1 protein-coding gene is annotated in these 254 nt (G+C 46.5%); it reads right to left on the bottom strand.

The window, feature by feature from the left end; translation table 11 throughout:
- A partial coding sequence (locus BCU84_RS19980) for a VCBS domain-containing protein (RefSeq protein WP_198589626.1) occupies positions 1 to 254 on the bottom strand: 254 nt, incomplete at both ends.

Raw genomic sequence — 254 nt, 5'->3', positions numbered from 1 at the left:
TGATGGACGTCTTTGTCTTCAGTTAGCTGTGCCGTTGAAGTGCCAGCGATCACGGCTTTATCGTCGGTACCGTTAATGGTCACAGTAACTTTTTGCTCGGTGCCATCGACCGAATGAACTATGAGGGTATCCGTTAATGACTCACCCGTTTTCAGACCTTGAATAGTCTGTTGTGAATTGTCTGCAGTATAAGTCCAGTGACCTAGGTTATTGATCGACAGTGTACCGAATTGGCCTTGCAAAACGTTCGCTTG

It is taken from the genome of Shewanella sp. 10N.286.51.B7 (genome assembly GCF_002873615.1).
GTDB classification, from domain to species: Bacteria; Pseudomonadota; Gammaproteobacteria; order Enterobacterales; family Shewanellaceae; genus Shewanella; species Shewanella electrodiphila.
This window is presented reverse-complemented; position numbering and strand designations above follow the sequence as displayed.